The 21,699-nt window shown below is 30.8% G+C and carries 20 protein-coding genes; 12 read left to right on the forward strand and 8 right to left on the reverse strand.

Going from position 1 to position 21,699, the window contains the following annotated elements:
- Window positions 1-130: 130 nt before the first annotated feature.
- Complete coding sequence (locus NHF47_RS14955) at window positions 131-2,485, forward strand: TonB-dependent receptor domain-containing protein (RefSeq protein ID WP_252765690.1); 2,355 nt, start codon at window positions 131-133, stop codon at window positions 2,483-2,485.
- Window positions 2,486-2,530: 45 nt separating this feature from the next.
- Here NHF47_RS14955 and NHF47_RS14960 read toward each other — a convergent pair whose 3' ends face one another.
- Window positions 2,531-3,043, reverse strand: a complete 513-nt coding sequence (locus NHF47_RS14960) for a DUF4348 domain-containing protein (protein WP_252765691.1) — start codon at window positions 3,041-3,043, stop codon at window positions 2,531-2,533.
- A gap of 1 nt (window position 3,044) precedes the next feature.
- Window positions 3,045-4,052 carry a 3-oxoacyl-ACP synthase III family protein gene (locus tag NHF47_RS14965; RefSeq protein ID WP_252765692.1) on the reverse strand — a complete coding sequence of 336 codons (1,008 nt, stop codon included), beginning with the start codon at window positions 4,050-4,052 and terminating at the stop codon, window positions 3,045-3,047.
- A gap of 184 nt (window positions 4,053-4,236) precedes the next feature.
- On the opposite strand from NHF47_RS14965, the gene NHF47_RS14970 reads away from it, so the two are divergent.
- Window positions 4,237-6,651, forward strand: coding sequence for a S9 family peptidase (locus NHF47_RS14970; RefSeq protein WP_252765693.1), 2,415 nt, complete (start codon window positions 4,237-4,239; stop codon window positions 6,649-6,651).
- A gap of 32 nt (window positions 6,652-6,683) precedes the next feature.
- Here NHF47_RS14970 and NHF47_RS14975 read toward each other — a convergent pair whose 3' ends face one another.
- Complete coding sequence (locus tag NHF47_RS14975) at window positions 6,684-7,613, reverse strand: ABC transporter ATP-binding protein (protein ID WP_252765694.1); 930 nt, start codon at window positions 7,611-7,613, stop codon at window positions 6,684-6,686.
- Window positions 7,614-7,765: 152 nt separating this feature from the next.
- Between NHF47_RS14975 and NHF47_RS14980 the strand changes: the two genes are divergently transcribed.
- Entirely contained in the window at window positions 7,766-8,362 is a 597-nt protein-coding gene (locus NHF47_RS14980; protein ID WP_252765695.1) for a hypothetical protein, read from the forward strand.
- A 54-nt stretch (window positions 8,363-8,416) separates the two neighbouring features.
- On the opposite strand, the gene NHF47_RS14985 is transcribed toward NHF47_RS14980, so the two are convergent.
- Both NHF47_RS14985 and NHF47_RS14990 read right to left on the reverse strand, forming a co-directional pair.
- Window positions 8,417-9,112, reverse strand: coding sequence for an OmpA family protein (locus tag NHF47_RS14985; RefSeq protein WP_252765696.1), 696 nt, complete (start codon window positions 9,110-9,112; stop codon window positions 8,417-8,419).
- 13 nt (window positions 9,113-9,125) lie between these two features.
- Entirely contained in the window at window positions 9,126-9,599 is a 474-nt protein-coding gene (locus NHF47_RS14990; protein WP_252765697.1) for a lipocalin family protein, read from the reverse strand.
- Between the two features lie 176 nt (window positions 9,600-9,775).
- Here NHF47_RS14990 and htpG point away from each other — a divergent pair, with 176 nt between their 5' ends.
- Entirely contained in the window at window positions 9,776-11,662 is a 1,887-nt protein-coding gene (gene htpG / locus NHF47_RS14995; protein WP_252765698.1) for a molecular chaperone HtpG, read from the forward strand.
- 77 nt (window positions 11,663-11,739) lie between these two features.
- Here the strand turns inward: htpG and NHF47_RS15000 are convergent, their stop codons facing one another.
- Entirely contained in the window at window positions 11,740-12,366 is a 627-nt protein-coding gene (locus NHF47_RS15000; RefSeq protein ID WP_252765699.1) for a hemolysin III family protein, read from the reverse strand.
- A 42-nt stretch (window positions 12,367-12,408) separates the two neighbouring features.
- Between NHF47_RS15000 and NHF47_RS15005 the strand changes: the two genes are divergently transcribed.
- From NHF47_RS15005 to NHF47_RS15040, 8 genes are all read left to right on the forward strand, one after another.
- A complete protein-coding gene (locus NHF47_RS15005; RefSeq protein ID WP_252765700.1) occupies window positions 12,409-12,975 on the forward strand; it encodes a YdeI family protein in 567 nt (188 codons plus the stop codon).
- A gap of 118 nt (window positions 12,976-13,093) precedes the next feature.
- On the forward strand, window positions 13,094-13,957 hold the full coding sequence (locus NHF47_RS15010) for a M12 family metallopeptidase (protein WP_252765701.1): 864 nt from the start codon (window positions 13,094-13,096) through the stop codon (window positions 13,955-13,957).
- 280 nt (window positions 13,958-14,237) lie between these two features.
- The gene (locus tag NHF47_RS15015) at window positions 14,238-15,059 is read left to right on the forward strand and encodes an alpha/beta hydrolase (RefSeq protein ID WP_252765702.1); all 822 of its coding nucleotides are present in this window, start codon (window positions 14,238-14,240) and stop codon (window positions 15,057-15,059) included.
- A gap of 8 nt (window positions 15,060-15,067) precedes the next feature.
- Window positions 15,068-15,988 (forward strand): hypothetical protein, encoded by a 921-nt coding sequence (locus tag NHF47_RS15020; RefSeq protein WP_252765703.1) that lies wholly within the window; start codon window positions 15,068-15,070, stop codon window positions 15,986-15,988.
- Window positions 15,988-16,506, forward strand: a complete 519-nt coding sequence (locus NHF47_RS15025) for a GNAT family N-acetyltransferase (protein ID WP_252765704.1) — start codon at window positions 15,988-15,990, stop codon at window positions 16,504-16,506. Before NHF47_RS15020 ends, NHF47_RS15025 begins: the two co-directional genes overlap by 1 nt.
- A gap of 101 nt (window positions 16,507-16,607) precedes the next feature.
- Window positions 16,608-17,441 carry a hypothetical protein gene (locus NHF47_RS15030; protein ID WP_252765705.1) on the forward strand — a complete coding sequence of 278 codons (834 nt, stop codon included), beginning with the start codon at window positions 16,608-16,610 and terminating at the stop codon, window positions 17,439-17,441.
- A gap of 11 nt (window positions 17,442-17,452) precedes the next feature.
- Window positions 17,453-18,256 (forward strand): hypothetical protein, encoded by an 804-nt coding sequence (locus NHF47_RS15035; protein ID WP_252765706.1) that lies wholly within the window; start codon window positions 17,453-17,455, stop codon window positions 18,254-18,256.
- 94 nt (window positions 18,257-18,350) lie between these two features.
- Window positions 18,351-18,746: a DUF2721 domain-containing protein gene (locus NHF47_RS15040; protein ID WP_140996062.1), complete on the forward strand. Its 396-nt coding sequence runs from the start codon at window positions 18,351-18,353 to the stop codon at window positions 18,744-18,746.
- Here the strand turns inward: NHF47_RS15040 and NHF47_RS15045 are convergent.
- The gene (locus NHF47_RS15045) at window positions 18,743-20,971 is read right to left on the reverse strand and encodes an ATP-binding protein (protein WP_252765707.1); all 2,229 of its coding nucleotides are present in this window, start codon (window positions 20,969-20,971) and stop codon (window positions 18,743-18,745) included. The genes NHF47_RS15040 and NHF47_RS15045 overlap by 4 nt on opposite strands.
- A gap of 56 nt (window positions 20,972-21,027) precedes the next feature.
- Entirely contained in the window at window positions 21,028-21,639 is a 612-nt protein-coding gene (locus tag NHF47_RS15050) for a murein L,D-transpeptidase catalytic domain-containing protein (RefSeq protein WP_252765708.1), read from the reverse strand.
- Window positions 21,640-21,699 lie beyond the last annotated feature (60 nt).

Below are 21,699 nucleotides of genomic sequence, written 5' to 3' on the forward strand. Positions count from 1 at the left end.
TAATTTGTAATTAGTTTACAAAATTTGTCGTACTGTTAAAAAAAAGCCAAAAAAACATACCCTTTGTAACAAAGAATAAAAAGTACAGTCTAGTATAGTATCAATCAAATCACGTTAAACAGTTATTAAAATGAAATTAAAATTATTTATTTTACTTGCATTGAGTAGTTGGTATTCCCTATTTGCTCAAATCTCTGGAAATATTTCAGGAAAAGTAATCGACAAAAAAACAAGTGAACCTTTACCTTATGTAACCATTGTTGTAAAACACGATGCCACTTTGGTAACAGGTGGTATTACCAACGAAACTGGAAATTTTGAAATTAATAAATTAGTTCCTCAAAAATACACACTTGAAATTCAGTTTATTGGTTACAAAACTTTAATTAAAGAAGTGGATTTATCTGAAAATTCACGTGCCGATTTAGGAACGATTGCCATAGAAGAAGATGTTGCTCAATTGGCTGGTGTAGAAGTCGTTAAAGAGCGTTCCATCATGGAACAAAAAATCGACCGAAAAGTAATTAATGTAGGTAAAGATTTAATCAGTGCGGGTGCTACTGCTGGAGAAATCATGAATAACATTCCTTCGGTTTCCGTTGATCCACAAACCAATCAAATTACTTTAAGAGGAAATTCGAATGTACGAATTCTTATTGATGGAAAACCAACGAATCTATCTCCCGAACAAATATTAAAACAAATTCCATCGGCTTCCATTAAACAAATTGAGTTGATTACCAATCCATCAGCAAAATACAATCCGGAAGGAATGAGCGGTATTATTAATATTGTATTGCATAAAAATGCTAATGATGGTTTTAATGGTTCGGTAAACTCTGGAGTTACTTTTGGTATTACTCCTAAAGTAAATTCGTCTTTAGACTTAAATTATAAAACAGGGAAAGTAAATTTCTATGGTAATTATGGTTTCAATCATGGAAAAAATGCCAATAATGGTTATATCAATAGTTTTGAAACGAATAATAGAAACAGACAAGGTTTTGATTTCAATAATAAAAATACATCCCATTTATTTAAAGTAGGAATGGATTATTTTATTGACGAAAAAAACACCGTTTCCTTTTATACCACGCAAAATCTTTTTTATGGAGGCGCTATTGGTCGTACCGATGTCAATTATGAAGACCCAGCAACAGATGATATCTTACAGTTATTTAACTCTAAAAATGACAATACTTCGCAAGCTTATAATTTGGATTACAAACACAATTTTAAGAAAGAAGGAGAAAATATTGAATTAGAAGTTAATTTTAACAAAAACGATAGCCCTGAACGCACTACATTTGAATTTCCACTTATTCCAAGTTATACATTAAATACTGTAGATAACACTAACGACAATGTTATTATTAATTTGGATTATGTAAATCCATTAAGTGAAACCACTAAACTAGAAACTGGATTAGAAACGCGTATTGAATCGACAGATAATTTATTACATGTGAACAACAGTTATAATTCTAGTTTCAATTATGAAAGAAAAATCTATTCTGCTTATGCTACTTATGGTAAACAGTGGAAAAAATGGAGTGCACAAGCGGGAGCGCGATTAGAAAAATTTGAAGCCGCAGCCGATTTTAATCAAGTAGGGAATGCAAGTGCTCATTTTTCAGATAGCTTTGTAACCGTTTATCCTTCTGGATTTATAAGTTATAATCCGAATGACAACAATTCGTTTAACTTTAGTGTTGCTAGACGTGTGGATCGTGCCAGTATTCAACAAGTGAATCCAATTAGAGAATGGTCTACACCAACCATAGATTCTAAAGGTAATCCCGATCTAAAACCTCAGTTTACCAATTCTTTCGAGTTAAATTATACCCGAAGAACAAAAATTGGTTCCATTACTTCTGGAGTTTTTTATAGAAAAATTTATGATGAAATCAATCGTTATATTTACGAAAGTCCGACCGATCCTAACAAAAACATCTTAAGTTATGATAATTTTAAAGATAACGATGCCTATGGGATGGAGGTTTCTGGAAATTTAAACTTTACAAAATGGTGGAGTGCTAATTTTGGAGTTGATGCTTATTTTAGAAAAATACGAGGAGTGGTGAGTACGGATTTTGTAGAAGCGGATGCTACTATTTTTAATGCTCGAATTAACAACTCTTTTAAAGCTACTAAAGATTTACGCTTTCAACTTTTTGGAATGTATAGAGGGGAAGACATTAGTTTACAATTTATCAGAAAACCCATGTGGAGAACTGATTTAGGAGCAAGTTATACCGTTTTAGGTGGAAAAGGAACCATTAGCGCACGTTTTAGTGATATATTTAAAGCGATGAAATTCAGTTTTGATGGTGATTTGCCTTATCCTCAATCTGGTGCTTTTCATTGGGAAAGCCAAACGGTATATGTAGGGTTTAATTATCGTTTTGGTGGTGGAAAAAACAGAGCCTTACAACGCAAAGAAAGAGACAATAATCAAACCCAAAAAAGCGGTGGATTATTATAATTTTTTATACAAAAAAAGCGATTCCAAATGGAATCGCTTTTAATTTTATGGTGAGGCATCTATCCAACTTTTCAAATACCATTTCCCATTTTTATTTTCAAAGAAATAATCAATCATATAACCATTATTCAATCCTCTTTGTTCAATTTTGGCATTTTTCGAATCAATAAAAATATTTTGTTTGTATTCTAAAAAATCATCAGGTAGTATAAAGTTTAAGAAAGTATACTTTTCTTGATTTACTGGAATTTCTTGTAATTCAAAATTATCATCTAATACTTGAATTGGTAAAGGAAATTGAACCCTCTCTAATTGAAACTCTCTTTTTTGACTAAACATTTCAATAAAATCATGAAAATCTTCCTGTACAACCTTACTTTCATTTTTTTGTTGAGATTGTATCAAAGAGTCTTGATTTTTCTGTAGTTTAGTATTTAAATTTTCTGTAGTCTCTTTTTTACAACCTATTAAAAGAAAAAAAGAAATACCAATCCCGATAAAAAATAATCCTTTCATCCAAATAGAGGAAACTGCTCTTGCACTCTTCGTAAGTATCATTTTACCAACGAATTATTACACTTCCCCAAGTAAAACCACTACCAAAAGCAGCTAATACTACTAAATCACCTTCTTTTATTTTTCCTTGTTCCCATGCTTCTGTTAAAGCAATAGGAATAGAAGCTGCAGTAGTATTACCATATTTCTGAATATTGTTATACACTTGATCATCCGTCAATCTGAATTTTTGTTGTATGAACTGAGAAATTCTCAAATTCGCTTGATGAGGCACTAATAAATTTATATCGGAAACTTGTAAATTATTCGCTTGTAAACCCTCATTTATTACTTCACTAAAACGAACCACTGCATTTTTAAATACAAACTGGCCGTTCATATAAGGATAATAACTTTCATCATTAGGATCATTATCAGCAATAATATCGGTTACCCATCTTTTACCCATTCCTGGAGCAATTAAAGATAATTCCTCTGCATGTTGCCCTTCTGAATGCAAATGTGTGGACAAAATCCCTTTGGTTGTATCTTCTTCTCTACTCAAAATAGCAGCACCTGCCCCATCTCCAAAAATGACAGAAACACCTCTTCCTCTGGTCGTCATATCCAATCCCGTTGAATGTAACTCTGAACCAATGACTAATATGTTTTTATACATACCTGTCTTAATAAATTGATCAGCTACAGAAATGGCATATACAAAACCCGAACATTGATTTCTAACATCTAAAGCACCAACCGTTTTCAAACCTAAATCACGTTGTACTAAAACACCAGGTCCTGGAAAATAATAATCTGGACTTAAAGTGGCAAAAATGACAAAATCAATTTCCTCTTTATCAATTTTTGCTCTTTCAATAGCAATTTTAGCGGCTTTCACACCCATCGATGTTGTGGTGTCTTCACCTCTAATGATATGTCTTCGTTCTTGAATACCGGTTCGTTCTTGAATCCATTCGTCATTGGTATCCATAATTTTAGCCAAATCATCATTGGTTACTATATTTTCAGGAACATAATATCCTAATCCTGTTATTTTTGAATGATACATTTCTTACACTATTAATATTTTAGGGAGGACAAATTTAATAAATTATCATTTTAAATGAATTATCCTGCTGTTTTTTTCGGTAATCTCAAATTTACAGATTTTAAACGTACATTTTAACAAAATTTACAGATTTTCCCATTTTAATTGGATTATTTTTGAGCAACTAACCATTTTTTATTTTACAATGAAAGCATTTTTTATTAGTACATGTCTTTTAATCGCTAGTTTTTATAGCTTTTCTCAGGAAAATGTAACCTATCAAAAACCTCCACAAGAAATTTTAACCTTAGCTGATTACCAACGAGCGCCAGGTGTTTCCATGGATTCTAAAAAAGAATACATGTTATTAACATATAGAAATACGTATAAAAATTTAGAAGATTTAAGTCAGGAAGAAATGCGTTTGGGAGGATTACGTATTAATCCCGTAACTAACATTTCTAGTACGATTACTTATGCTAACAATTTAAAAATTGGTACTATTAAAAACAAATCTGAAACTCAAGTTTTGGGCTTACCAGATAATCCAAAGATTGCTAATATTTCTTGGTCACCCAATGAAAAGTATATTGCTTTTACACACACTACCTCACAAGGTGTAACCCTTTGGTATATTGATGTTGCCACTGCAAAAGCTACAAAATTAAGCAAGGTATTTTTAAATGCCAATATGGGAAACCCTATCAGTTGGTACAAAGACAGTAAGGCTTTATTAGTAACAACTTTAGCAACCAATCCACCCGCTTTAATCAATTCTAAAGAAGCATTACCTAAAGGTCCAATTGTATCTGAAAGTGAAGGAAAAGTTTCTCAAAACAGAACGTATCAAGATTTATTAAAAAACAAAGCAGACGAAGCCAACTTTGTTACTTTAGCGACTTCAAAGGTGGATAAAATCGATTTAAATGGAAACAGAACTCCCTTTAGCAAAACATCAGGATTGTTTTCTGATGTAAGTTTTTCACCAGATGGAAATTATGTTATGATTACCTCTATTGAGAAACCTTTTTCTTATTTAGTTCCTTACTATCGATTCCCACAAATTACGGTAGTTTATGATATAAATGGAAATGAAATTAAAACCGTAAATGAAGTTCCTCTAAATGAAATTTCTCCTAAAGGTTTTATGTCTACTCGCACAGGTAAAAGAAATATGGCTTGGAGAAGCGATGTTCCAGCAACACTTTATTTTGTGGAAGCTTTAGATGGTGGTGACCAAGCCAATGAAGTTCCTTTTAGAGACGAAGTTTTTTTATGGGAAGCTCCCTTTACAAATGCACCTCAATCGTTATTAAAAGTACAACAACGTTTTGCTGGCATACAATGGGGAAATAATACAACTGCAATTTTGTCGGATTATTGGTACGACACCAGAAATAGCAAAACCTATCTTATCAACCCTTCAGTTGAAGGTGCGGAACCAAAATTAATTTGGGACCGAAATTACCAAGATAAATATAGTGATCCTGGAAATTTTGAAACAAAGAAAAACGCTTTTGGAAATTATGTTTTAACCATTGAAAATAATAAAATGTTTTTATTAGGTGATGGTTTTACCAAAGAAGGACAATTTCCTTTTATTGATGAATTGGATATAAAAACATTAAAAACCAATCGCATTTACACCTCAAAATTAACCGATAAAAAAGAAGATTTATTGTCTATTGAAGACAGTAAAAAAGGAGATGTTTTGGTTATGTTGCAATCGAAAAATGAATATCCAAATTATTATTTCCGAAATTTAAAAACTAAAAAAATCACACCTATAACAACTTTTAAAAATCCTTTTGAAAGCTTGAATAATGTGTATAAAGAAGTCATTACATATAAAAGAAATGACGGTGTAACACTTTCTGGAACTTTATATTTACCTGCTACTTACGACAGAAACAAAAAAGATCAAAAATTACCTTTATTAATTTGGGCTTACCCAGAAGAATTTAAAGATAAAAATAGTGCAGGTCAAACCACACAAAATCCAAATGATTTCACCTTTCCTTATTATGGTTCTTTTGTATATTGGGTAACTAGAGGTTATGCCGTTTTAGACGATGCTTCTTTTCCTATCATTGGTGAAGGTACTACAGAACCCAACGACACTTTTATACCACAATTAGTAGCTAATGCTAAAGCAGCAATAGATGCTGTAGATAATTTAGGATATATTAATAGAAAAAAAGTGGCTGTTGGCGGACATTCCTATGGTGCATTTATGACAGCAAACCTTTTAACGCATTCTGATTTATTTGCTTGTGGAATTGCAAGAAGTGGGGCTTACAATAGAACCTTAACTCCATTTGGCTTTCAAAGTGAACAAAGAAACTATTGGGATGTTCCAGAGGTGTACAATACAATGTCTCCTTTTATGAATGCTTCTAAAATGAAGACACCACTACTTTTAGTTCATGGAGAAGCAGATAATAATCCAGGAACATTTACTTTGCAAACAGAACGTTATTTTCAAGCTTTAAAAGGTTTAGGTGCTCCTGTTAGAATGGTTCTTCTACCTAAAGAAAGTCATGGTTATGTTGCAGAAGAAAACATCTTTCATCTTTTATGGGAACAGGATCAGTTCTTAGAAAAATATTTAAAGAACTAAAGCTAAAGAGATAAAAAAATAGACTTGTAAAACTACAAGTCTATTTTTATTTTTAAACCTACTCTAGTATTCGGTTCTATTTCAAATTTATTTTCAAAGAAAATGGTTTGGTTACCCAAAATCGATTCAATTAGATACGAATTTCCTTTAAAATAGTTTTTTTGAACCACCACTTCAAAGGTAGAATTTTCAGAAATTTCCAATTGATGGGCATAAAGAAATAAACTATCTTCTTCCCAATTGATTTGATTTACTTCACCAAATAAAGAAGCTGCATAAAAAGAACTAGGGTATTTATAAATTTCTTGCGTTTCTCCAAAATCGACTAATTCTCCTGCTTTCATAACTAAAACCTCATCACAAAATGACAATACATCTTGCGTATCATGAGTAGCTACGATACAACTAATTTTCTTTTCCTTTAAATAAGCAAATATTTTTCTTCGCAAACTGTTTTTTAGAAAATTATCGATATGACTAAAAGGTTCGTCAAGTAACAACAATTCAGGTTCAAGAGCTAAAACTTTAGCCAAAGCTACTCGTTGCATTTGACCGCCACTTAAAAACTTTACTTTAGTATTTGAAAAAGCAGTCATCTCTACGACTTCTAACAATTCCTTTATCCGATTACTTTTTTCTTCTGGATAAAAATTAGATAAAAATTTACCTACATTTTCAGCAACAGTCGTGTAAGGCATTAGATCAAAATCTTGAGCCAAATATTTCATTTTTGGCATTCCTGGAACTAAATTAGACTTTGGACCTAATATGGGTTCATCTCTCCAAAAAATAATTCCAGAATCTAAATCATGTAACCCATATATTAATTGTAACAAGGTACTCTTTCCACATCCGCTTTCTCCTATAAGGGCTAAAAAATTTCCTTCTTTCAAAGAAAAGCTCATTTTTTTTATCAAAGGTTCATTTGTATAAGAAAATGATATATTTGATACTTTTAACATTGTTTATTCCTTTTTTCAACAAACTTACAAATAAATTGACTTTTATGTAGTCCAAGTTTAAAAACAATACATTGTTAATAAAAAGTATTATGGAACATTCAATTTAATTTCTATCTTGCGACACCCAAAATAACAACCTATTATAATTTAAAATGGTACGAAATTTTTTTTCCATTAGTATTCTTTTTTACCTATTTACCTTAACTTCTTATGCGCAATTTGGTATAGAAGTAAATTATGGCCTTAACGGTGTTTTACAACCAAACATCACAAATTTTTCACATGTAGGAGGAGGTCTTTTATATGATTTTAATGAATCCTTTGGTGCAAAATTAGATTTTGGCTCAGACCAATTTAGAACCGACAATACTTTTTTTAATAAAGAATCTGGTATTAATATTGCTCGTTTTTCACTTCAAGGTACGGCTAATATTTCTGATTTAATTGACCCAACAAGCCTATACAGTGCCTTTAATTTATCAGGACATTTAGGAGGCGGTTATTCTTTTATAAAATCGACAGAACATAGGAATTCAGACAATACCGTAAATGCTATCATTGGGTTGACCCCAAAACTTAAAATAACTCAAGGATTATATTTTGCTGTTGATGCTTCTGTAATTTTTAACCTTTCTCAACATTATGGTTTTGATGGAGAATATACCTATGATAATTACCCTAATTCTATCACAGGTATTATGTATAATGTTACAGGAGGATTAATCTATAAGTTTAATGAATATTATTAAAAACAAAAAAGACTGTTGCCTTAAACAACAGTCTTTTCTTTATTCATAGCAATTTTAATTTTGCGCTTCTTTTTGAGCGTCTTGTATCATTTTTTCATTTGCCACAATTGCAAATTCCACACGTCTGTTTTTACTTCTTCCAGCATCAGTATCATTATCGGCAATTGGATCTGCTTCACCCATACCTTTAATTACAAATCGTGAAGAAGAAAGTCCTTTCTGAACAAGATAATTTTTGACACTACTAGCTCTTTGCTGTGATAAATTTAAGTTATAATCATCAGCACCTTTACTATCAGTATATCCAAAAATAGTAATATCCGTATCGGCATAATCTTTAAAAACAGGAACTAATTTATCTAAATTTTGTTTCGCTAAAGGTGTTAAACTTGCTTTATTGAAATCAAAATTAACTGAATTTTCTCCTAGAACTAATTGAATTCCTTCTCCTACCCTTTTTACTTCAGCTCCTGGAAGTGCTGTTTCAATTTCTCTTGCTTGTTTATCCATTTTATTACCAATAACACCACCAGCAACACCACCTACAACACCACCAATAACTGCACCAAGAGCGCCATTACCACCTTTTCCTACATTATTCCCAATTACACCACCAATGATAGCTCCACCAACTGCTCCTATGGCAGCACCACGTTGTGTCTTATTCGAATTTTTAACGGAATTACAACTATTTAAACTCATTAACAAACTCATCGAAAGAGCTGTTAACATTACTATTGATTTTTTCATCTTATTTATTTTTTTAATTATTTCTCACAAATTGATACGTAACTGCTGTATTTTTCCCTGCAACATCAACATGGTCTACTAATTGAAAAGTAGTTTCTGTTACATTTATTAAATCTAAAACATAACCTGTACCAACTCTTTTTGCTTTTTCTGCATCTAAAATTTTCATCACAAAACGACCATCCTTATTCACATACCAAGTGATATTGGATGAATATAGAGAACAAGCATCATTCGTTAAACTAAAGGAACCTTTATTATTGTTAGAAATAAAATTCCATTTACTACCCACAAAACAATTAGAATCTACTAAATCAAAAGAAGTGATTTTTACATATTGTGAATTAGGATAACTCACTTGAGTTAGTATCCAATCTCCTTTTAATGCAACTTCTGTCTTCATATCTAACTTGGTTCCTACAGGAGAATTTGATTTACATGAGATTAATGATAAAATTAAACCCATTAGTATAAGTACTTTTTTCATATCTGTTTTATATTAAATTTTCTTTTACAAATGTATATCAGAATCTACTATTTTTTTTACATAATATTATTTTTCGCTTTCAAAATTTCCATTCAGCCAATTTGTCAGTTTCTAAAATTTGGTATTTCTTTTGAATACTTGATGACATTACTATGTATAATTAAAAAAATATCAATATGTCAAGTGGAAAAATTAATGTATCAGTAGAAAACATCTTTCCTTTAATTAAAAAGTTTTTATACAGCGATCACGAAATTTTCTTACGTGAATTAATCTCTAATGCTACAGATGCTACCTTAAAACTAAAACATTTAACGAGTATTGGAGAAGCAAAAGTAGAATATGGCAATCCAAAAATTGAAGTAAAGATTGATAAAGAAGGTAAAAAATTACACATCATCGATCAAGGTTTAGGAATGACCCTAGAAGAAGTGGAAAAATACATCAACCAAATTGCTTTTTCTGGTGCAGAAGAATTTTTAGAAAAATATAAAGATACTGCCAAAGATTCAGGTGTAATTGGTCATTTTGGTTTAGGATTTTATTCTGCATTCATGGTGGCTTCAAAAGTGGAAATCATTACGAAATCCTACAAAGACGAACCAGCAGCACATTGGTCGTGTGATGGAAGTCCAGAATTTACTTTGGTTCCAACAGATAAAAAAGAAAGAGGTACCGAAATTATCCTTCATATTGCTGAAGATTCATTAGAATTTTTAGAAGAAGGAAAAATTAAAGGCTTGCTAACCAAATATAACAAATTCATGCCTATTCCAATTGTTTTTGGAACAAAGCAAGAAGCCTTACCAAAACCTGAAGATGCTCCAGAAGATTATAAAACGGAATATAAAGAGGTAGAGAATATTATTAACAATCCTAATCCTGCTTGGACCAAACAGCCTAGCGATTTAAAAGATGAAGATTATAAAAGTTTCTATCGTGAATTGTATCCAATGCAATTTGACGAACCATTATTTCACATTCATTTAAATGTTGATTATCCATTTAATTTAACGGGTATTCTTTACTTTCCAAAATTAGCAGCTGACTTACAAATTCAGAAAGATAAAATTCAGTTGTACCAAAATCAAGTTTTCGTAACGGATAATGTGGATGGAATCGTACCTGAATTTTTAACCATGTTAAAAGGAGTTATTGATTCACCAGACATTCCTTTAAATGTTTCAAGATCCTATTTACAAGCAGATGGTAATGTAAAGAAAATCTCTAATTATATTACTCGTAAAGTTTCAGATAAATTAAAATCCTTATTCAACGAAAATAGAGCTGATTTTGAAGCGAAATGGAACGATATTAAAATTGTATTAGAATACGGAATGCTTTCTGAACCAAAATTTTATGAGAAAGCAGGCGATTTTGTTTTATATCCAACAATTGATGAGAAATATTACACTTTAGAGGAATTGAAAGAACAATTAAAAGCTACTCAAACCGATAAAGATGGAAAATTAGTAGTGCTATATGCTTCAAACAAAGAAGCACAACATAGCTATATTGAAGCAGCGAAAGAAAAAGGGTATGAAGTATTGTTATTGGATAGTCCAATTGTATCCCACTTAATTCAAAAATTAGAAGCTGATAATGAAAATCTTACTTTTGCTCGTGTTGATGGTGATGTTATTGAAAAATTAATTCAAAAAGACGATGCACAACTTTCCAAATTATCAGATGAAGAAAAAGAAAGCTTAAAATCAGTAATTGAAGCAATTGTACCTAAAGAAAAGTATAGTGTTCAATTAGAAGCAATGGAAAGCAAATCAGCACCTTTCTTAATTACACAGCCTGAATTCATGAGACGTATGAAAGAAATGAGTCAGACTGGTGGCGGTGGTATGTTTGGTATGGGTAATTTCCCTGAAATGTACAATTTAGTGGTGAATACTAATTCTGAGTTAGCGACTTCTATTTTAAATACTGAAAATGAAGAAGTAAAAGCTGGCTTAGTAAAACAAGCATTGGATTTAGCCAAATTATCACAAGGCTTATTAAAAGGAGAAGAATTAACTTCTTTTGTAAAACGTAGTTTTGAAACCCTTCGATAAGAAGTTATTAAATAGTCTAAACAAAAACCTGCAGGTACAATCTGCAGGTTTTTGTTATTATGCAATTGTTTTATTTTTCAAACAATACTATAAATCATAAAATAGTGTGACACACTTCCTCCAAGTACAAATAAGTGCCAAATAAAATGTCCGTAAGGAATACGTTTTGAAGCATAAAAAATCGTTCCCAAAGTATAAAAAACACCACCAATAGCCATGTAGGTTAATGCTTCAGCAGATAACAAATTAAGCAATTGGCTTAGCTCGGCAACTACTAACCATCCCATTAATAAATACATAAATAAGGATAGCTTTTCTACTTTACCTGTTAGAAATAATTTCATAACCAATCCAATACCTGCAATACTCCAAATTATAAAAAACAAACGCCAACCTGTAGTTTGTTCTAAAGTAATTAAACAAACTGGTGTATAGGTTCCAGCTATGAGCAAAAAAATACCAATATGATCCATAATTTGAGCTTTTTTCTTTCTTCCTTCATGTTCTAAGGCATGATAAACGGTGGAAGCAGTATACAAAGCAATCAAACACAAACCATAAATCCAAATACTCAACGTGCTAAAATGCGTTACTCCTCTATTTTTTAATAATAAAAATACTAATCCAAAAATTCCCAATACAATTCCAGCAGCATGTGAAATCGTATTTAAAAATTCTTCCTTATTTTTGAAGTGCACAGCCATTATAATTCCCTACTAATTAATAGTGTAAAGATACAAAATCCTATGAAAGAAAAACCACTCTTATATTTTAAAAATGATACGGAATGGCGCGAATGGCTTCATGAAAACCATACTCAATATGAAGGCGTCTACTTGATTTTTTACAAAGTAGCCAGCGAATCTGAAAGTATGCGCTGGGAAGAAGCAGTAAAGGTAGCTATATGTTATGGTTGGATAGATTCTACCGTCAAAAAAATTGATGACGATAGAAGAAAACAACTTTTTACACCTAGAAAAGACAAAAGTGTATGGAGCAAATTAAACAAATCCTATATAGAAGAATTACTCACTCAAGAATTAATTCATGAAAGTGGCTTAAAAAAAATTGAAATCGCTAAACAAAATGGTTCCTGGGAAAGTTTAGATGCTGTTGAAAATTTAGAAATTCCTTTAGATTTACAAGCGGCTTTTGAAAAAAACGAAACAGCTTTTAGCAATTATACCAATTTCAGTAAAACCTATCGAAAAAGTTATTTGTATTGGTTAAACCAAGCCAAAAGAACCGTTACTCGAGAAAACAGAATTCAAGAAATAATAAGTTTATGTGAAAAAAATATAAAATCGAGATAGTTTTTTACAACTTGTTTAAATAAATTTTAAACATTTAACAAAAAATACAAATTTACTGTAATACAATTAATTTTTTAATATCTATTTTTATAATAAATCTAACTAAACAATTATAAATATGAAAAAAATTAATTTTACAAAAATGGTTCTTTTAGCCATTTTTTTGGTGACTGTATTGGCATGTGACAAAAATGAGGTACAGCAAGAAGATGCTTCCGAGAATGTAAATTCAGTAACTGATGAAATTTACAACACCAAAACTTCTGGTAATTTAATAGATGCTGTTTATCTGGGAAGAAATGTTACGCTTTTGGAAGTAGAAAATGGAAAATACCTTTATGATGTTGACGTCCTATTAGAAAGAAATGATTTTTCAATTCCTGGAGAAGAAAGTAATCGAGGTGTTTATGGCGGTGGAAATTGGCCCAATCGTAATGTCCGTTGGAAATATGCAAGTGGCGTTTCACAAGATCTAAAAAACAAATGGGCAAGCGCTATGAATACTTGGTCAAGCCAATTGAATTTTACATTCTCTCAAATTTCTGGCTCTTCTGGAGATTATATTTTAGTACAACAAAACTCTAGTGGTTCAGCATATAGTACTAGTATTGGAAGAAAAGGCGGTCAACAAATAATAAGTGTAGATCCTCGATATTATGGCTCAGGTAATGTAGTTCATGAAATTGGCCATGCTGTAGGATTAATTCACGAACAAAAAAGACCCGACAGAGACAATTATATTATTGTTAACTATTCGAATATTAGACCTAATTGGACTTCTCAATATGACAAATGCTCCAGCTGTACCCCTAATGGAACCTTTGATTATAACTCCATTATGTTATATGGCTCAAGAGCGAGTAGTTCAGTTGTATATAATACCAGTATTCCAGCAATGACGAGAAAAGATGGCTCAATTTGGAATGCACAACGCTCTTATTTATCTACTGGAGATAAAGCAGCCATTAATGCCAAATATTAAAACAATAAAGTAAAACAATAAAGCAAAACAAATCTTAAATAAAAAACTTTAACAAATTCTATAATTTTGTTGTAAGGTGAATTTAAAATTTCTATCTAAATTTGTATCAACAAACAAACAGATCAAGCATGATGAAACCGTCTAAAAAACTTTTTTTAGACGGTTTTTTTCTTTTTTTGAAGATTATTAAAATAAGTTAAACCAAATAATTTAAGCTTAATCTTCCTTCCACAACACACTTAAGATTCCTATATTTACATGATAAATTATCATTTAAAATATGAAAAAGACACTCTTTATTGTAATACTTGTTTTTTTATTTTCTAAAAACAGTTTTTGTCAAATCACTAAAAAACCTCTTACAATTGGTGAAACAATAACTTTAAAATCACAAATTCTTTCTGAAGAACGTACATTAAACATTTATTTGCCAGAAGGTTATCAGGAGAATGACTCCATTAGTTATCCAGTAATTTATCTTTTAGACGGTTCAATTAATGAAGATTTTATTCATGTAATAGGGTTAGTCCAATTTTTCAATTTACAATTACAAATGCCAAAAACGATTGTTGTAGGTATTGCTAATGTGGATCGAAAACACGACTTCACTTTTCCTACGACTATCCCTGATTTAAAAAAAGACTTCCCAACTACTGGTGGTTCTGAAAAATTTATTGCTTTTATTGAAAAAGAAATACAGCCTTTTATAAACAGTAATTATAAGGTTTCCGATAAGAAATATCTTTTAGGACAATCTTTAGGAGGTTTGTTAGCAACTGAAATTTTATTTAAAAAGCCTGAATTATTTACGCATTATATTATTACTAGTCCGAGTTTATGGTGGGATGACCAATCCTTGTTGGATAAAGCCAACACCTACTTGTCAAAAATTCAAAAAACGGTTTATGTATTTCTAGCTGTTGGTGAAGAACATAAGATTATGATTAGAGATGCCAAAAACTTGGCTTCCGAATTAAAAAAATATCCTAAAACTATTCAATCAGATTTTCATTTTTTCCCAAAAGAAAATCATGCTACCATTTTACATAACAGCTTATACCATGCCTTTTTATTAGAATTTCCCTATAAAGAATCCAAATGAGTCTATTTATGAAAACAATATATTTTTGGTTCATCTTACTCCCTTTTACAAAAGCTCTTTCCCAAAATGAAACGGTAGTTCCTGCATTTGATTTTTTAAAACAATTTAGCAATTGTAGAGATTTTACGATTTCTAAAAATCAGGATGAACTATATTTTACCCTACAAAATTCAACAGAGGAAATTTCACGTATTGTTTGCAGTAAAAAAATAAAAAACAAATGGACAACTCCAGAATTAGTTTCTTTTTCAAGTGATCACAGAGATATAGAACCTTTTCTAAGTACAGACGGTTTACGATTGTACTTTTCTTCCAACAGACCTTTGGATGACACTTCCAATAAAAGTAAAGATTATGATATTTGGTATGTGGAAAGAAATGATGTAAAAGATAAATGGTCGCAACCCATTAACATTGGAACACCTATTAATACAGCTAAAGATGAATTTTATCCGTCAGTTGCCTTAAACGGGAATTTATATTTTACTTCTGAAAATGATAAATCACTCGGAAAGGATGATATTTTTGTAAGTCGCTGGGAAAATAATGCTTTTACAAATCCTGAAAATTTAGGAGATGGTGTTAACACACCAGGTTATGAATTTAATGCCTTTATTGCTTCTGACGAATCTTTTCTAATTTTCACAGGTTATAAAAGAGAAGATGGATTAGGAAGTGGCGATTTATATATTAGCTATAAAAACAAACTGGGTGTTTGGGAAAAAGCTACCTCATTAGGAGACAAAATAAATTCTTCTGCCATGGATTATTGTCCGTTTTATGATTCCTCAACCCAAACCTTTTATTTTACTAGTAAAAGGAATAGAGTAATTAACAAATCTTTTTTAAATTTAGAAATGTTCCTAAAAGAAATAAATAAATATGAAAATGGTTTTAGTAGAATTTACAAATGTAATTTAAAACTATAATGAATTTACAGCCAACCTTAACTCACGAACTTGTTCTTTTAAGACCATTATTAAAAGAGGATTTTGAGGATTTATACCAAGTTGCCTCAGACAAATTATTATGGGAACAACACCCTAATTCAGATCGATATCAAAAAGAAGTGTTTCAAGATTTTTTTGACAAAGCGTTAGATTCAAAAGGTGCCTTTGCTATTATTAATCAAAAAAATAAAAATATCATTGGCTCTTCTCGTTTTTATGATTTTAATCCTGATGAAAAAAGTGTTATCATAGGATATACTTTTATAGACAGGAAATTTTGGGGCACATCCTACAACAAAACGATAAAAAAAATAATGTTAGATTATGTTTTTAATCATATTACAACTGCTTATTTTCATGTAGGAAAAACCAATTTTCGTTCCCAAAAAGCTATGGAAAAATTAGGAGGAAAAATTGTAAGTTACACAACTTCTGCAAATGGTATAACAGATAACCCTGTTTATGCAATTACAAAAGAAGATTGGTTTAAAAATTAATTTGGCACACTTATTGAAATTCAAATGTTAAAAATTTAACATTTAAATTAAACCTTTTTACCTTTTAAACATCTTATACATAAACACTAAAATAATAAATTATGAAAAGAATATTTGTTTTAACAGCAATCGTAGTAATGGCAGGACTTTCATTCCAATCTTGTAGTAAAGATGAAACAGAAGCTGCAGTTGTTGATCAAGAATTATTAGTAGCCAATGCTCAAATTGATGTATCTAATGAAATGGATTTTGATTTAGGCTTGGATGTTGCCTCAGAACAAGATACTTACTCAAGCAGAAATGGTGTTTCATCTGCTAGAACTTTTCCTTCTTGTGCCACCATAAGTATCGAAAACGGAACTTTAGGACAGTTTCCTATTACTTTCGCTGTCGATTTTGGCACTGGCTGTTTACACAATGGCATTGTACGCTCAGGAATAATTCGAATTACTTTCGATGATTATTTAATTAATTTTGGTAGTCATATGACCATTACTCGTTCTAACTATTATGTTAACGGTAGAAAAATTGAAGGAACAGTTGTATACCAAAACCAAACTACTAACGCAGAAGTTCCAAAATGGTCAAGAACTGTTACCGATGGTAAACTAACAACACTTACAGGAAGTGTGTTTACTTTTTCTGGAACAAGAACGGTACAACAAATTGAAGGCGTAGGCACCTTAACATTAGGGGACAATGTGTATGAAGTTTTATCTGGAACTCATACCGTGAATAGACCGAATGGAACTTCACTAACGGTAACTGTAGTAACACCATTAATTAAAAAATATGCTTGCACCTATATTTCTCAGGGTCAACTTAACCTACAAGGAGCTTTATTAGATGGAATTTTAGATTATGGAGATAATACTTGTGATAATTTAGCTACCTACACGCATTCGAATGGTATCGTATACAATGTTTCACTTTAATAGATAACGGTATGAAAAAGATTTCTTTTTTGTTCATTTTATTAGCATGGAGTTTTTCTTTCTCTCAAGATGCAGATACAACTGAAAACACAGGAGATAATTTTAGTTTAGAAGGAGCATTAGCTTTATTTAAAAAAGCTTCAAATATAGAAGAATTCGAAAAATTATTAAATGAAGAGCAAAATAACGTTACTAATTTAGATTTAAATGGAGATGGTGAAATCGATTATATTGTAGTAAATGCCATTCAGGAAAACGACACTCATGTACTTGTTTTAAGCACGTATTTAAATGAAACAGAAAAACAAGATATTGCTACCATTGGCATAGAAAAGACAGGTAATGAAGAAGCCCTACTTCAAATCGAAGGAGATGAAGATTTATATGCTGCGAATACCATTGTAGAACCTATAGATATTGAAGAAAAAGCTACTAAAATGGGGCATGGTCCAAATTCATTTGACATTGAAACCGTTGCAGTTGTCGTAAACGTTTGGTTTTGGCCTAGCGTTCGTTACCTCTACACACCTGGTTATGTAGTTTGGAAATCTCCTTATAGATGGAGGGTTTATCCAAAATGGTGGAAACCTTGGAAACCGTATCGACATGCCGTTTTTTACACCAAAACAACACCTCACAGAGTGTATTATACAAGAACACCTACGAGACGAGTTGTTGTGGCTAGAAAAGTGTACACTCCTAGAAGGAGCCGATCTACTGTAGTGGTTCATACAAGAAGAGGTACAACTGTAGTTCATAAAAACAAAAGAGGAAAAACAACAGTGGTTCGAACTAAAAAAAGAGCTCGAAGATAATTGTATAAAATCGCTAATCATCTCAATTTGATTAGCGATTTTTTTTAGTTTCTCCAAAAAATACCGAACTTTGATATTTCACAAATCAAATGTTATGACTCTTTCGATAGAAACACCTGCCTTACTTTTTTCAGCAACTTCCTTAATTCTTTTAGCCTATACCAATCGTTTTTTAACCATTGCTCAAATTATTAGAAGTTTAAAAAAGTCATATGATGAAGAAGAAAGCAAATTAATCTTACTAGAAATTAAAAATTTAAATTTAAGATTAACATTGATACGTTATATGCAACTATTTGGAGTAATGTGCTTGTTTTTATCTGTATTTGCCATGTTGCTTTTATTCTTAGGGCATCAACTGACAGGTATTTACTTGTTTGGACTATCTTTATTATGTCTACTAATTTCATTAGGGCTTTCATTTTGGGAAATTAGTATTTCTGTTAAAGCTTTACGCTTACATTTAAGCGATTTGAATGACAAATATTAAATGAAGACCTTTTCTAAAACCTCTTTTAGCTTTTCTACTTCAAAAGGTTTCCATAAAAAACCACTAAAATAATTTGTCTCATGCGTTTCAGAAGTTACCATTGTATCAGCCGTAAGCGCTAAAATAGGAGTACTTGTATTTAAATTTTCAGTTGTTCTTATCAATCGGGTAACCTCTATTCCATTCATTTCTGGCATATGAATGTCCATTAAAATAAAATCGTAAAACTGTTCTTTCACTTTTTTTAAAGCTTTTTCACCATTATCAACATGCTCAGAGATAATATCCCATCTAGAAAGTAATTTTTGAAGCAGAACAGCATTGATGGCTGTGTCTTCCACAATTAAGACTTTCTTATCTTTTAAAATTTCCTCTCTAACACTAGGAACTATATTAACAAGTTGATCTTCTATAATTTCATCTCTTTTCAATTTCAATTTAAAAAAGAAGGTAGTTCCTTTACCAATAATACTTTTAACTTTAATTTTACTTTTATGCAGTTCTATAATTTTCTTAACAATAGCTAAACCAAGACCTGTTCCGCCTTGTTTGCGAGTTAAAACGGGCTTAACTTGAGAAAAACTTTCAAAAATTTCTTCTAAATTTTCTTTCGAAATCCCTTCTCCTGTATCTGCAACTTCAAATAATAAAGTATCTTTTTTAGGAGATGATTTTACATGCTTTATTTTTAATTCAACACCCCCTTTATCTGTAAATTTTATAGCATTACTGATTAAATTATTTAAAACTTGTGTGATTTTAGTCTCATCTAAATTATATATCATTTCTTTAGATAAATCGCAATTTAGCGTAAGGTACAATCCTTTTTCATGTGCTTGTTTTTCATAAACACTTACAATATTCTTCGCTAATATAGCCAAAGCTGAAGGCGCCATTTCAAGTTTCGACTTATTAGAATCCAGTTTGGTAAAATCTAAAACATCATTTACAATTTTAATCAAATTTGAAGATGCGAATTTTAAACTCCCTAACAATTCTTTTCCTTCAGGATTAACCTCATCTTTTAACAATTCTACAATGGAGGTAATTGCATTTAAAGGCGTTCTAATTTCATGACTCATAATCGATAAAAAGTCCTGACGCATTTTTATTGCTTTTGCTTCATCAAGATTTTTTTTCTCTAAAAGCAATTGTTTCTCTTTATGAAGTTTTGCCTCATTCTTTAAAACTTCCATTTTAGAAATCAATTCATAATTCTCAATTACTTTTAAAGTTTGTGCATTAATTACAGATTCTTTTTCTTTTTGATAACGCTCAAAATAATCTAAAGCTAATGCAGGCTCATTTTTAGCTTTATAAATATGATAAATTAGTTTTTTTAATTTAATAGTAGACATGGCTAGCTTTAAGGAAGTTGCAATTTCTAAACCTACAAAAGCGGTATCTAAAGCTAACTCTAAATCATTTTTCGTATAATACAGTTCCCCTAGTTTCGTATAGGTCATCGCTTTACCTGTATTTTCCCCCATTTGATTGTGAATCTCTAAACCCTTAAAATAATACTCTTCTGCTTTGTCATAGTCTTTTAAATAAAAGAATACTTTTCCTTTACCATACAAAGCATAAGCCATTCCTCTTATATCATTAGTCAATTCCTTTTGTGCAATCGACTTATTAATAAATGCCATTGCAAATTTTAATTTACCATTCTTAGCCAGTATTCCCGATATATTATTATAAACATTAGATTCTAAGTTAAAATCATTTACTTTTCTAGCATTTTTTACCGCACTGTAGTATGATTTTAAAGCCGCATGTTGATCCCCAATATAACCATAAATAGTTCCTAAAGATTTCTCGGTACGTGATTGATTGTAATAATCGTCATTTTTTTGATATATTTTTAAAGCATCGGTAAAAGAAACCAAACCCAAATGATACAAGTTTGTTTTGTAATACACGCCAGCAAGACTATATTTTGCATCAGCTATACCTCTTTCGTCTTTTAATTCGGTGTAAAGTGTTAAAGCTAATTTGGAAAAATACTCCGCTTTATCCATCTCTCCGATAATCATATAATACAATCCCAATTGACTGTAACATTTAGCCAATAAAGATTTACTGCCCAATTGAGCACTAGACTCAAGAGCAAAAAGAGTCATCGAAATACTCTTCGGAAGATTATGGATTCTAATTTGATGTGCTTCATTAAGCAATAAAAGAATCTCTTTTTCTCTTTTATTAACTTTCAAAGGGTTAGACATTTAAGCAGTATTGGGTCGATAAAAGTAGCAAAAAAAACATATAAAAAAATTTTTTTTTATATAATCCACAATAAAACAGGCTTTTGTGTATTCTGAAGTTGCTTATCTAACTTCTCCATAAAGGCATTTGACACAGCTGGACAACCCCAACTTAACGGACTATACTTTGGGTATATCTCGTTGTTTTTAACAGCATTCCATGAATGTAAAACGACTACTCTATCGACTGCAGTAGAATTTGTATCTTCTAAACCATGTATCCAATATTTTATTTTAATTCCCCAAGAACTCGTGTCTCTTTTACCTATTTTATATTTCCCTTTCATGGAACAATGACTATTATTCCTCACATCAAACTTTACTTTTTGCCATTTTTCAGAATTTTCTTCAAACTGATCACAACTGCCATGAGTAACTAAATTTTGATCTATAATCTTTTGATTTTTAAAATCATAAATATAAAAACGGTTTCTACCAGAATGAAGACTCAGATCAATCAAATAATAATAATCGGTATTAAAATTATTTTTTTTTATATATTCTCTAGCTTCCTTATGAAAAGCACTATAATCTTTTTTATATTCTCTAGGCTTATTCAGGTCCTTATTAACCTTATTCTCATTACAACTGAATAGTAATAAAGAAAAAATTAGAATTATGTTTTTCATTGAATTGTATTAGAAAGGGAATTTAAAATTTAATTTAAACCTTTTGTGTTAAATTTTATC

It is taken from the genome of Flavobacterium sp. NRK F7 (assembly GCF_024054195.1).
GTDB lineage: Bacteria > Bacteroidota > Bacteroidia > Flavobacteriales > Flavobacteriaceae > Flavobacterium.